Below are 12,368 nucleotides of genomic sequence, written 5' to 3'. Positions count from 1 at the left end.
TCGGGTCGAAAAGGCGGAGCCTTTTGACCGCGGCCCAACAAGAATGCGCCGGGCCTGCGCAGCGGGATCAGCGTGGCCCCGTCAGCCGGATCTCGAACAGGCTCGGCCAGTTCTTGCCGGTGACGAACAGCCGTCGACCCTCGGGGTCCCAGGCGATGCCGTTCAGGACGTCGTCGAGCGGGTTGAGGCCTGTCCGGTCCGGCAACACGCCGGTCAGGTCGACGATGCCGACCACATGCCCGTTGGTCGGGTCGATCCGGACGATGAAGTCGGTCTGCCAGATGTTGGCCCAGACCTCGCCGTCGATCCATTCCAGCTCGTTCAGCTGACCGACGGGTCGCCCGTCCAGCGTGACAGGCACCTGACCCGTTTCCGCCAGGTCGGCGCCGTCCAGAAATCGCAGGTGGGGGGCGCCGTCGGACAGGATCAGGCGGCGGCCATCGGTGGTCAGGCCCCAGCCCTCGCCGTCGTAGGCGAACTCCCCGGTCAGTCGCAGGTCTTCAGGGTTCCAGATGTAACCCCGGCCATCGGTCCAGGTCAGGCTGAACAGTTGTCCATTGAGCGCCGTCAGGCCTTCGCCGAAAATCTGCGGGTCGAGCACCCGGCGGCGCAGCACCTCGCCGTCCTCCAGGCGCACCTTGCGGACGGTCGAAGGCGACCGGCCGGTGCTTTCGTAGAGAATGCCGTCGCGCCAGATGAGGCCCTGGGTGAAGGCGTGCGGGTCATGCGGATAGGTGCGCACCACCTCGAAGCCGTACACAGGAACGGCCGGCGCGCCGGAGGCGGCCCGGGCGGCCGGCGCCGGCGCTGAAGTCTGCGCCAGCGCCGGGGAGGCGAGGATGAGGGCGGCTGTGAAGAGAAGCAGCCGCCGCATGATCACACTCCGGGTTCAGCCGTCTCGGCCTTGTTGAGCTGGTCCTGACGGGCCTGTTCGGCGGCGGCCTTACGCGCGGCCGAGCGTCGGGACAGCATGTTCAGTCCCTCCACCATCGCCGAGAACGCCATCGCTGCATAGATGTAGCCTTTGGGCACGTGGACCCCGAAGCCGTCGGCGATCAGCACGGCGCCGATCATGAGCAGGAAGCCGAGGGCCAGCATGACCACGGTCGGGTTCTTGTCGATGAAGTCGGCCAGGGGGTCGGCGGCCAGAAGCATGGTCAGGACGGCCACGACGACGGCGATCATCATGACCACGACGTGGTCGGTCATGCCGACGGCGGTCAGGATCGAGTCGATCGAGAAGACCATGTCCAGAAGGATGATCTGGAAGATCGCCGCGCCGACGTTGTTGATGACGACGTCCTTCTTGTCCTTCTCCAGAAGGTCGTGGGAGGGCGTGGTGTCCGTGGCGTGGTGGATTTCCTTGGTGGCCTTCCAGATCAGGAACAGGCCGCCGGCGATCAGGATCAGGTCGCGCCAGCTGAAGGCGGTGTCGAAGCTGGTCTCGCCGTGGCTGTTCACCGCGCCCTGGATGCCGAGATCGAAAACCGGCGCGGTCAGGCCGACGATCCAGCCGATGGTCGCCAGAAGCCCGAGACGCATGATCAGGGCCAGGCCGATGCCGATCCGGCGGGTCCGCTGGCGATGTTCGGGCGGCAGCTTGTTCGACAGGATGGAGATGAAGATGAGGTTGTCGATGCCCAGCACCACCTCCATCACCACCAGGGTGATCAGCGCCGCCCAGACGGTCGGGTCGGTGAGGAAGACGGAAAAGTCGAACATCGGGGGTGTATCATCCTTGTGAGCTTGGCGGTGAAATGCCTGTGTACCGACGCGGTTGCGGGTGCGGCAATGCGGCCCAATGTGGCGGCCTGTCCCGGTTGCGACGGAAGGGCAGGGGTGCTATCAGGCGCCCGGCTGAGCCGGAGGGCGCGTTACTGAACGCGTCCCCAAAGTGCTTTCTCGAAGCATTTCAAGCCTTTGGTCGGCGCGGGCGCGCTGTCGGCCACGACCCGAACGCTAACCCGCGTGGACCTTATAAGTGGCTGACGATTTCAGAACGACGGAAGTCGGCGAGCGCTATGCACAAGCGCTGTTCGACCTGGCAGAGGAAAAAGGCGTCCTGGACGCTGTTCGCGCGGACCTGAAGTCCCTGCGCGCCGCCTGGCTGGAAAGCGCGGACCTGCGCCGTCTGGCGACCTCGCCGCTGCTGGCCGCCGATGATCAGGTCAAGGGCCTGGTCGCCGTCGCCGCCAAGGCGAAATTCAGCGCGGTGACGCAGAACTTCCTGGGTCTGCTGGCCCAGAACGGCCGCGCCCGCGACCTGACCTCCGTGATCGCCGCCTTCGAGGCGCTGTACGCGAAGAAGACCGGCCTGGTCGCCGCCGAGGTGGTGTCGGCCCAGGCGCTGACGGCCGCCCAGCTCAAGACCATCCAGACCACGCTCCGCACCACGCTGGGCAAGGATCCGGAACTGACGACCCGTGTCGACCCGGCGATCCTGGGCGGCCTGAAGGTCAAGGTGGGCTCGAAGCTCTTCGACGCCTCGCTGAAGACCAAGCTCGACCAGATGAAATTCGCGCTCAAGCGCGCCTGACCAACGACGGCGCCCTCAACCAGCGCACAAAGAGACGAAGACAGAGAGATCCAAATGGACATCCGCGCCGCCGAAATCTCGGCCATCCTCAAGTCGCAGATCGCCAACTTCGGCGTTGAAGCCGACGTTTCCGACGTCGGCCAGGTGCTGTCGATCGGCGACGGCGTGGCCCGCATCCACGGCCTGGACAACGTTCAGGCCGGCGAAATGCTGGAGTTCCCGAAGGCCGGCGTGAAGGGCATGGCCCTGAACCTCGAGCGCGACAACGTCGGCGCCGTGATCTTCGGCGCGGACACCGCCATCGCGGAAGGCGATGAAGTCCGCCGTCTGGGCGAAATCGTGGACGTGCCGGTCGGCAAGGGTCTGCTGGGCCGCGTCGTGAACCCGCTGGGCGAGCCGATCGACGGCAAGGGCCCGATCGTCGCCACCGAGCGCCGCCGCGTGGACGTGAAGGCTCCGGGCATCATCCCGCGCAAGTCGGTGCACGAGCCGATGCAGACCGGCCTGAAGGCGATCGACACCCTGATCCCCGTCGGCCGCGGCCAGCGCGAGCTGATCATCGGTGACCGTCAGGTCGGCAAGACCGCCGTCGCCATCGATACCATTCTGAACCAGAAGTCGGTCAACGCCACGGACGACGAGTCCGCCAAGCTGTACTGCATCTACGTCGCCATCGGTCAGAAGCGTTCGACCGTCGCCCAGATCGTGAAGACCCTCGAGGAGTCGGGCGCTCTGGAATACACCATCGTGGTCGCCTCGACCGCGTCGGAGCCGGCCCCGCTGCAGTTCCTGGCCCCGTTCGCCGGCACCGCCATGGGCGAGTATTTCCGCGACAACGGCATGCACGGCCTGATCGTCTATGACGACCTGTCGAAGCAGGCTGTGGCCTACCGCCAGATGTCGCTGCTGCTGCGCCGTCCGCCGGGCCGTGAAGCCTACCCGGGCGACGTCTTCTACCTGCACTCGCGCCTGCTGGAGCGTTCGGCCAAGCTGAACGGCGACTACGGCTCGGGCTCGCTGACCGCCCTGCCGCTGATCGAAACCCAGGCCAACGACGTGTCGGCCTACATCCCGACCAACGTGATCTCGATCACCGACGGCCAGATCTTCCTGGAATCGGACCTGTTCTACCAGGGCATCCGTCCGGCCGTGAACGTCGGCATCTCGGTGTCGCGCGTGGGTTCGTCGGCCCAGACCAAGGCGATGAAGAAGGTCGCCGGCACCATCAAGGGCGAGCTGGCCCAGTACCGTGAAATGGCCGCCTTCGCGAAGTTCGGCTCGGACCTGGACGCCTCGACCCAGAAGCTGCTGGCCCGCGGCGCCCGTCTGACCGAGCTGCTGAAGCAGCCGCAGTACTCGCCGCTGACCATGGAAGAGCAGGTCGTGTCGATCTACGCCGGCACCCGCGGCTACCTCGACGGTGTCGCCGTGTCGGACATCGGCCGCTTCGAGAGCGAGCTGCTGGCCCGCATCAAGTCGTCGAACCCGGGCCTGCTGGAAGGCATCCGCACCAAGAAGGATCTGACCGCCGAGCTCGAAGCCGAGCTGAAGGGCGTTCTGGAAGCCTTCACCAAGACCTTCGCCTAAGTCTGACCCCCGGAAGCTGAAAGAGTAGCGCCCGATGGCCAGCCTCAAGGAAATGCGCAATCGGATCGACAGCGTGAAGTCCACGCAGAAGATCACGAAAGCCCTGAACATGGTCGCCGCGGCCAAGCTGAAGCGCGCCCAGGATCAGGCCGAAAGCGCCCGTCCCTATGCGAAGAAGATGGCCGCGGTCATCGCCAACCTGGCGGCCGGCGTCTCGGGCGACAGCGCTCCGAAGCTGCTGGCCGGCACCGGCGCCGACCAGAAGCACCTGGTCGTCGTCGCCACCGGCGACAAGGGCCTGGCGGGCGGCTTCAACTCGAACGTCATCCGCGCCGCGCGCGAGCGGATCAACAGCCTGATCGCCAACGGCAAGGATGTCCGGATCATCGCCGTTGGCCGCAAGGTTCGTGACGGCCTGACCCGCCTGTACGGCGACAAGCTGATCCGCACCTTCGAACTGAGCGAGCACAAGGTCATCGGCATGGCCGCGGCCGAACCGATCGCCGCCCTGATCGCCGAGGAGTTCGAAAGCGGCAACGCCGACGTGGTGACGCTGTTCTACAGCCGCTTCCAGTCGGTGATCTCGCAGGTCCCGACCCCGCGTCAGCTGATCCCGGCCGTGGTGGACGGCGACGCCGCCCCGATCGACCTGAACGGCGCCGTGTACGAGTACGAGCCCTCCGAGGAGGAAATCCTCGAGACGCTCCTGCCGCGCAACATCACGACCCAGGTGCTGGCCGCCCTGTACGAGAACCAGGCCAGCTTCTTCGGGGCCCAGATGGGCGCCATGGACAACGCCACCCGCAACGCCGGTGACCTGATCAACAGCCTGACCCTGCAGTACAACCGCAAGCGCCAGGCCCAGATCACCACCGAACTGATCGAGATCATCGCCGGCGCTGAAGCGCTCTGATCCGATCCACGCCCAGACAAGACCTTCCGAACGGAACGAACCGATGACCGACACCGCCGCCCCGAAGAAACCCGCCGCCAAGAAGCCGGCCGCCCCCAAGGCTCCCGCCGCCGCGAAGAAAACCGTTGCTCCGAAGGCTGTCGCAGCCGCCGGCGCCGGCCGCATCGCCCAGGTCATCGGCGCCGTCGTCGACGTTGAGTTCGACGGCCACCTGCCGGCCATCCTGTCGGCTCTGGAAACCCGGAACACCGACCAGAAGACGGGCGAGCCCTTCACCCTGGTTCTGGAAGTCGCCCAGCACCTCGGCGAGAACATGGTCCGCACCATCGCCATGGACACCACCGAGGGCCTGACCCGCGGTCAGCCCGTCACCGACACCGGCACCTCGATCCTCGCGCCGGTCGGCCCGGGCACCCTCGGCCGCATCATGAACGTGGTCGGCCAGCCGATCGACGAGCAGGGTCCGATCAAGACCGACATGTACCGTCCGATCCACCGCGACGCGCCCTCGTTCGAAGAGCAGTCGACGTCGTCGGAAATCCTGGTCACGGGCATCAAGGTCATCGACCTGATGTGCCCCTACACCAAGGGCGGCAAGACCGGCCTGTTCGGCGGCGCCGGCGTCGGCAAGACCGTGACCATGCAGGAACTGATCAACAACATCGCCAAGGCGTACGGCGGTTACTCGGTTCTGGCCGGCGTGGGTGAACGCACCCGCGAGGGCAACGACCTGTACCACGAGATGATCGAGTCCAACGTGAACGTGGACCCGACCAAGAACAACGGCTCGACCGAAGGCTCCAAGTGCGCCCTGGTTTACGGCCAGATGAACGAGCCGCCCGGCGCCCGCGCCCGCGTCGCCCTGACCGGCCTGGCCCAGGCCGAGTACTTCCGCGACGAGGAAGGCAAGGACGTGCTGCTGTTCGTCGACAACATCTTCCGCTTCACCCAGGCCGGTTCGGAAATGTCCGCCCTGCTGGGCCGCATCCCGTCGGCGGTGGGCTATCAGCCGACCCTGGCCACCGAGATGGGCAACCTGCAGGAGCGCATCACCTCGACCAAGAAGGGCTCGATCACCTCGATCCAGGCCATCTACGTTCCGGCGGACGACCTGACCGACCCGGCCCCGGCCGCTTCGTTCGCCCACCTGGACGCCAAGACCGTTCTGTCGCGTGACATCGCCGCCCAGGCCATCTTCCCGGCCGTGGACCCGCTGGACTCGACCTCGCGGATCATGGACCCGCTGGTCATCGGCGAAGAGCACTACAACGTCGCCCGTTCGGTCCAGGAAGTCCTGCAGCAATACAAGGCGCTGAAGGACATCATCGCCATCCTGGGCATGGATGAGCTGTCCGAAGAGGACAAGCTGATCGTGGCCCGCGCCCGCAAGATCAGCCGCTTCCTGTCGCAGCCGTTCTTCGTCGCCGAGCAGTTCACCAACTCGCCGGGCAAGTTCGTCTCGCTGGAAGACACCATCCGCTCGTTCAAGGGCATCGTGGCCGGTGAATACGACCACCTCCCGGAAGCCGCCTTCTACATGGTCGGCCCGATCGAGGAGGCCGTCGCCAAGGCCGAGAAGATGGCCGCGGAAGCCTGATCGACATGGCCGACAAGCTGAACTTCTCTCTCGTCTCGCCGGAACGCGAGGTCTTCTCGGGCCTCGTGGACCAGGTGGACGCGCCGGGCGTCGAGGGCGACTTCGGCGTCCTGGCCCACCACGCGCCCTTCATGACGGCCCTGCGCGAAGGCGTGGTGACCATCATCGACGGTTCGTCGCGTCGTCAGTTCGAGGTTCACGGCGGTTTCGCCGACGTGACCCCGGCCGGCCTCACCATCCTGGCTGAACAGGCCGCGGAAGTGGCCTCGGCCTGATCTGACGATGACCGGACCGGACGGTGTTCTGGTTCTGGTGTGGATCGGGGTGATCCTCGGTCCGATCGTCTGCCTTCTTCTGATCCGGCGGTTGCTGCGCAGCCGCCGGATTTTTCTTGGCTGGAGCCTCGCCGCCGTCGCCGCCCTCGGGTGGGCGTGCGGGGTGTGGGGCTTTCTGATCGAGCCCGCCACCCTGACGGTCCGCCATGTCACCGTCGAAAGCCCGGCCTGGCGGGGAGAGCCGCTCCGGATCGGGATCATCTCAGACACCCATGTGGCCGCGCCGCATACCGACGTGAAGCGTATCCACCGTCTCGTCGAGCGGATGAACGCCGAGCATCCCGACGTCGTCTTCCTGCTGGGGGACTATGTCGGCGGACATGAACCGGCAGCCACGCGACCGCTGGCTGAACGGTCCGAAATTCTGCACGGCGTTGAGGCGTTCCGCGATCTGCGCAGCCCGTTGGGAAGCTGGGGTGTGCTGGGCAACCACGACAGCTGGTACGACGATGCGGCCGTCGCCGATGCCATGGCTCGAGGTCGGGTTCGGCTTCTGGAGAACGATGCGGTCCGTGTGGAGCGGCCCGGCGGCGCCTTCTGGATCGGCGGGTTGGCGGACATGTATTCCAGCCGCGAGCCGCCGCTCGTCGGGGGGACGTTGCGACAGGTGACGGATGGTGCGCCCACGGTGCTCATCACCCACTGGCCCGATCCCTTTGCCGATACGCCATCCAGTGTGGCCCTGACGTTGGCGGGTCATACCCATTGCGGTCAGGTCAACCTGCCGGTCTTTGGTCGTCTGGTGCACGCGTCTCCCGGGTCAGAGCGTTGGCCTTGCGGCCTGTATGATGAGGGCGGGCGCAAGCTGTTCGTGACCGGAGGGGTCGGTGTCTCGATCCTGCCGGTGCGGTTCCGGGCCCCGCCGGAGATCGTCATTGTCACTCTGCGAGCACCCGGCGGCTGATCGCCACCCTTGACCCCCGGGCCGGGCGCCCTAGATAGCCCCTGCAAGACGAGGCCACGTCCTCGCTCCGCGCCCTTCGGGCGTGGACCAAGTCCGGGACGGCCCGGCCCTTTGCAAGGAGGGCCGTATTCCGATGGCCTGGATTTCACTTCTCATCGCCGGCGTTCTCGAGATCGTCTGGGCCTACTTCATGAAGCAGTCGCACGGCTTCACCCGTCTGTGGCCCAGTATCGCCACGCTCGGTTTCATGGGCGTCAGCTTCGCCCTGCTGTCCTTCTCGATGAAGACCCTGCCCATGGGCACGGCCTACGTCATGTGGACCGGCATCGGCGCGGTCGGCGCCTTCATCGTCGGCGTCGTCCTGCTGGGCGAGCAGATCAACCCGCTGCGAATTCTGGCGGCGGTGCTGGTGGTGTCGGGTCTGGTGCTGTTCCGCCTGGCTCCGGGCGGCGAGGCGCACTGACGTTGCGGCCGGGCGGAGCCGGGTGCAAGAGGGCCGAAAAGGAGGCTCCCATGCTCGAACTCCGCCCCGGCTGCGAATGCTGTGACCGCGACCTGCCGCCGGACAGCCCCGACGCCCGCATCTGCACCTTCGAATGCACCTTCTGCGCCGACTGCGTGGACACGGTGCTGAAGGACGTCTGTCCCAACTGCGGCGGCGGCTTCATGCCCCGCCCGATCCGCCCGGCGAACAAGCTGGGCAAGTTCCCGGCCTCAACGAAGCGGGTCGTCCGGCAGGACTGCGCAGCCGCTTGAGCCACCGGGGCGTCCGTCAGATCAGCAACGCGCTGAACGTCGACACCACGGCCTGATACGACTCGCGCTTGAAGGGCACGATCAGGTCGGGGGCCTCGTCCAGACGGCCCCAGCGCCAGGCGTCGAACTCGATCTCCTCATGCTGTTCGAGGTCGATCTCGGACTCCGCCCCGGTGAAGCGGAAGGCGAACCATTTCTGCTTCTGCCCGGCCCAGCCCCGCGCCTGTTTCGACCCGCCGTAGCCCTCGGGGAAGTCATAGGCCACCCACTGGCTGATCTCGCCGATCAACTCGGCGGAGGTGACGCCGGTCTCCTCGGCCAGTTCGCGGCGGGCGGCGGCCAGCGCGTCCTCGCCGTCGTCGATGCCGCCCTGCGGGAACTGCCAGTTATGCGGTCCCGGGGTTCCGGCGCGCCGCCCGTACCAGACGCGCCCGTCCGGATGGAACAGCACGACGCCGACGTTGGGACGGTAGCGGGAGAGGTCGGTCATGGGAGGGGTGACTGGTGGCTAGTGGTTAGTGGCTAGTGAGGCGACTTCGTCGGCGGCGGAAGGGCGGCGCGGCCCGTGCGGCTCCGCAGACGGTGGCCAGCCACTAGCCACTAATCACTTCGCCAGCTACCGCCCCGGCCTTGCCGCCATCGCGCTCGCCGGCGCCAGTTGCAGCCCGCGGGCGTCCAGACCAGCGGTCCAGCGGGCGACGGCCTCGACGGTGACCGGGTAGCTGAACCCGGCGCCCATGGCCGAACCGCGGGCCTTGGCGAGGGCTTCCAGTGCGTTCAACTGGCCGACGATGGCGGCGGGAGACTGTTCCTCGTCGATGACGCGGTTGGCGCTGGCGCGCGCCCAGGCGCCCGGCCTGCGGCTCATGGAGCCGTCATCGATGAAGGCCACGCCACGCGACCGCAGCATGCCCATAAAGGCGTTCATGCCCTCGTCCGAGGTCTGGAAGCGGTCGCCGAGGTAGTTGGTCACGGCGAAGTAGCCGGTGGCCCGGCTGAGCAGCCAGTTCATCCGCGCGGTGATCTCGGACGCGTCGGCGGAGGCCAGCAGGGTGTAGGGGCCGGGATCGTTGGCCGGATAGCCGGTGGGCTCCATCGGCATCTCGATCATCACCTCATGGCCCTGGGCCCGGGCGGCGTCGATCCAGCCCTGCAGGCCCTCGGCGTAGGGGACGAAGCTCAGCGTCACGTCCGGGGGAAGGCGTTCGATGGCGGCGCGGGTGGTCACGGCGTTCAGGCCGAGGCCGCCGACGATCACCGACACGCGCGGCTTGCCGTTCGAGCGGAAGGGGCGGGCGTAGGCCTGGGCCGGAACGCGGCCGTCCGGCGCGATGCGCGGCAGCTGGCCGTCCGGGCCGGGCTGGTGCAGGGCGGCGATCGGGGCGGCGATCAGGGGCTGGGCGGGGATCACCGGCGCGGTGACCGGCGCGCCGTCGCCCGAGACGGTGGCGCCGTCCGGCAGGGTGATCAAGGCCTGGCCCATCAGGGCGGGGTCTCCGGTCCCGTCACCGGTCAGGTCCTGATAGGCCCCCATGGAGAAGGCCTCCATGCCTGACGGGGCCCGGGCGGGGGCCTCCGGCTGACGATGCAGGTCGGCGCGCGCCGACGGGGCGCCCGCGCGGGGATCGCCCAGGACGGTGACGAACAGGGCGGCTGCGCCCAGGAGCAACAGGCCGGCGCCCGCCACGGCGACCGGCGGCTTCTTCAGGAACCGCCCGACAGGGGCAAGGCGATCACGCAGGGGCGCCTTCACCGGCGGGGCTCCGGCGGCGGCGGCGAGGGCGGACTGACGCTTGGCGAACATGGACGATGAGCGCGCTCGAGGGTGGGATCCGAACGGACCCCTTCGAGGCTCACATTGCCGGGCGGCGGTTAAGAAATCCTAACGGCGCGTTAGCCATGCAAACGCTTATTCGGCAGGGGTTTCCGTCGATCCATTGTCCGCCAGGACCGTGCCGGGACGGCTGATCACGATGCCCTCCGGGGCGGCGGCGAGCCGGGACAGCACGCCGCCGGCGCGCAGGACGTCGAAGGCGCGCTCAAGCTGATAGTCCTTGTCCTTGTCGTAGGACTCGCCCGGCGCCTCGTGCGGCACGTGAGCGCCCTTGCGCTCGGCGCCGATGGAGGCGTCCAGCGCCGTGGCGTAGGCGGCTTCGGAATAGATGAAGCTGGAGCGGGACACGATCCGCGCCTCGGCTTCCGAGCGGGCCACTTCGAGATCCGGCTCGATGCCGATCTTCTGGATCGAGGCGCCGGACGGGGTGTAGTAGCGCGCCGTCGTGATCGACAGGGCGCCGTCGGCGCCGCCGCGGAGCGGGATCACGGTTTGCACCGATCCCTTGCCGAAGCTGGTCAGGCCCACGATCGTCGCGCGCTGGTGATCCTTCAGGGCGCCGGCGACGATCTCCGAGGCCGAGGCCGAACCGTAGTTGACCAGAACCACCAGCGGCAGGCCGCCGGTCAGGTCGCCCGGACGGGCGGTGTAGCGCTGGATCTGGTCCGGCTTGCGCCCCCGCTGGCTGACGATCTCGCCGCGTTCCAGGAAGGTGTCGGAGACCGCGATGGCGGCGTCGAGCAGCCCGCCGCCGTTATTGCGCAGGTCGAGGACATAGCCCTTGATGGCCGGGTTCTCGCGCTTCAGCCGGTTGATGGTGTCGGTCAGCTCACGGCCGGTGTTCTCGTTGAAGGTCGAGATGCGCAGATAGCCGAATTCGCCCTCGATCCGGCCCGTGACGGACTCGATGCGGATCACCTCGCGGGTCAGGGTGACTTCACGCGGCTCCTCGCCGTCGCGCAGGAAGGTGACCTTCACCGAGGTGCCCACCGCGCCACGCAGCTTGTCGGAGACCTGGCTGACCGTCAGGCCGGAGGCGCTCTGGCCGTCGATGGCCGAGATGACGTCCCCGGCGTTGACGCCTGCGCGGGCGGCCGGACCGCCGTCCATGGGCGAGATGATCTTCACCAGTCCGCCCTCGGACGAGATGGTCAGGCCCACGCCCGAATATTGCCCCTCGGTGCGCTCGCGCAGCTCGCCGTAGCCGTCCGGCGGCAGATAGTTCGAGTGCGGATCAAGCGCCCCCATCATGCCCTGCAGCGCCGCCTCGATCAGCTTCTTGTCGTCGACCGGCACCACATAGGCCTGCTCGACGATGCCCAGCACGTCGCCGAAGAGCCCGATCATGCGGAAGGCCTCGTTGCGCGGCGTCTGTCCGGCGGCGGTGGCGGCCCCCAGGCCGATCACGGTGGCGGCGGCGGCGCCGATCATCAGCAGCTTGCGCATTCGTCTTCTTCTTCAGCAGGCCGGGGAGGCGGCCGGGTGGGCGGCAGTTTGGAATCCGGCGCGCGACCAAATCGTGGCCGCTCCGGGAACCGCCGATAAAATCAGCGTCATCGCCCCTTGGGAAGCGGATTCGCGGCGCAGGCGCGCTCAGTCCAGCCAGGGCGCCGGGTCGATGGCGCGCTCGTCGCGTCGCAACTGGAACCAGACCTCGCCGTCCTGCCCCGTCCGGCCGAGGGCCTGGCCGTCCGTCACCCGGGCGCCGGTCGCCACGGAAAGCGTCTCCATGCCGGCGATCACCGCCTGCCATCCCGGCCCCAGATCGACGATGACCACCTCGCCCCAGCCCGACAGGGGGCCGGCGAAGACCACCTGCCCCGCCGCGGGCGCCCGCGCCTCCTCCCGGTCCGCCCGCCAGCGCCAGCCGCCCGTCCGGGCGCCGAAACGCGTCGTCGGCGCGCCG

Annotated in this window: 14 protein-coding genes; 8 read left to right on the top strand and 6 right to left on the bottom strand. The window is 67.9% G+C overall.

The annotated features are described in order from the left end of the window. Window positions 1-67 precede the first annotated feature (67 nt). The gene (locus tag ACLQ7T_RS04580) at window positions 68-874 is read right to left on the bottom strand and encodes a glutaminyl-peptide cyclotransferase (RefSeq protein WP_420478351.1); all 807 of its coding nucleotides are present in this window, start codon (window positions 872-874) and stop codon (window positions 68-70) included. Window positions 875-876: 2 nt separating this feature from the next. Further along, complete coding sequence (locus ACLQ7T_RS04575) at window positions 877-1,722, bottom strand: TerC family protein (protein ID WP_420478350.1); 846 nt, start codon at window positions 1,720-1,722, stop codon at window positions 877-879. A 259-nt stretch (window positions 1,723-1,981) separates the two neighbouring features. Between ACLQ7T_RS04575 and ACLQ7T_RS04570 the strand changes: the two genes are divergently transcribed. The 8 genes from ACLQ7T_RS04570 to ACLQ7T_RS04535 all read left to right on the top strand — a co-directional run bounded on the left by ACLQ7T_RS04570 (window position 1,982) and on the right by ACLQ7T_RS04535 (window position 8,628). Continuing rightward, a complete protein-coding gene (locus ACLQ7T_RS04570; RefSeq protein WP_420478349.1) occupies window positions 1,982-2,536 on the top strand; it encodes a F0F1 ATP synthase subunit delta in 555 nt (184 codons plus the stop codon). A 54-nt stretch (window positions 2,537-2,590) separates the two neighbouring features. After that, window positions 2,591-4,123 (top strand): F0F1 ATP synthase subunit alpha, encoded by a 1,533-nt coding sequence (gene atpA, locus ACLQ7T_RS04565; protein ID WP_420470268.1) that lies wholly within the window; start codon window positions 2,591-2,593, stop codon window positions 4,121-4,123. 34 nt (window positions 4,124-4,157) lie between these two features. Next, entirely contained in the window at window positions 4,158-5,036 is an 879-nt protein-coding gene (locus tag ACLQ7T_RS04560) for a F0F1 ATP synthase subunit gamma (protein ID WP_420470269.1), read from the top strand. A 43-nt stretch (window positions 5,037-5,079) separates the two neighbouring features. Beyond that, window positions 5,080-6,633, top strand: a complete 1,554-nt coding sequence (gene atpD / locus ACLQ7T_RS04555) for a F0F1 ATP synthase subunit beta (protein WP_420470270.1) — start codon at window positions 5,080-5,082, stop codon at window positions 6,631-6,633. A 5-nt stretch (window positions 6,634-6,638) separates the two neighbouring features. Further along, on the top strand, window positions 6,639-6,908 hold the full coding sequence (locus tag ACLQ7T_RS04550) for an ATP synthase F1 subunit epsilon (protein ID WP_420478348.1): 270 nt from the start codon (window positions 6,639-6,641) through the stop codon (window positions 6,906-6,908). Between the two features lie 7 nt (window positions 6,909-6,915). Continuing rightward, a complete protein-coding gene (locus ACLQ7T_RS04545) occupies window positions 6,916-7,872 on the top strand; it encodes a metallophosphoesterase (protein ID WP_420478347.1) in 957 nt (318 codons plus the stop codon). Window positions 7,873-7,954: 82 nt separating this feature from the next. Continuing rightward, entirely contained in the window at window positions 7,955-8,335 is a 381-nt protein-coding gene (locus ACLQ7T_RS04540; RefSeq protein ID WP_420478346.1) for a DMT family transporter, read from the top strand. A 50-nt stretch (window positions 8,336-8,385) separates the two neighbouring features. Beyond that, complete coding sequence (locus ACLQ7T_RS04535; RefSeq protein ID WP_376859502.1) at window positions 8,386-8,628, top strand: DUF1272 domain-containing protein; 243 nt, start codon at window positions 8,386-8,388, stop codon at window positions 8,626-8,628. A gap of 16 nt (window positions 8,629-8,644) precedes the next feature. On the opposite strand, the gene ACLQ7T_RS04530 is transcribed toward ACLQ7T_RS04535, so the two are convergent. From ACLQ7T_RS04530 to ACLQ7T_RS04515, 4 genes are all read right to left on the bottom strand, one after another. Further along, complete coding sequence (locus ACLQ7T_RS04530) at window positions 8,645-9,118, bottom strand: RNA pyrophosphohydrolase (protein ID WP_420478345.1); 474 nt, start codon at window positions 9,116-9,118, stop codon at window positions 8,645-8,647. A 126-nt stretch (window positions 9,119-9,244) separates the two neighbouring features. Further along, complete coding sequence (locus tag ACLQ7T_RS04525) at window positions 9,245-10,432, bottom strand: divergent polysaccharide deacetylase family protein (RefSeq protein ID WP_420478344.1); 1,188 nt, start codon at window positions 10,430-10,432, stop codon at window positions 9,245-9,247. Between the two features lie 105 nt (window positions 10,433-10,537). After that, window positions 10,538-11,908, bottom strand: coding sequence for a S41 family peptidase (locus ACLQ7T_RS04520; RefSeq protein ID WP_420478343.1), 1,371 nt, complete (start codon window positions 11,906-11,908; stop codon window positions 10,538-10,540). Between the two features lie 147 nt (window positions 11,909-12,055). Beyond that, window positions 12,056-12,368, bottom strand: a 313-nt coding sequence (locus ACLQ7T_RS04515; RefSeq protein ID WP_420478342.1) for a murein hydrolase activator EnvC family protein, incomplete at its 5' end; no start/stop codon positions are given.

Origin of the sequence: Brevundimonas sediminis (assembly GCF_048799765.1) — a bacterium.
In the GTDB taxonomy this organism is placed as follows: domain Bacteria; phylum Pseudomonadota; class Alphaproteobacteria; order Caulobacterales; family Caulobacteraceae; genus Brevundimonas.
Note: the sequence above shows the minus strand (reverse complement) of the source record. Positions and strands in the feature narration are given on the sequence as shown.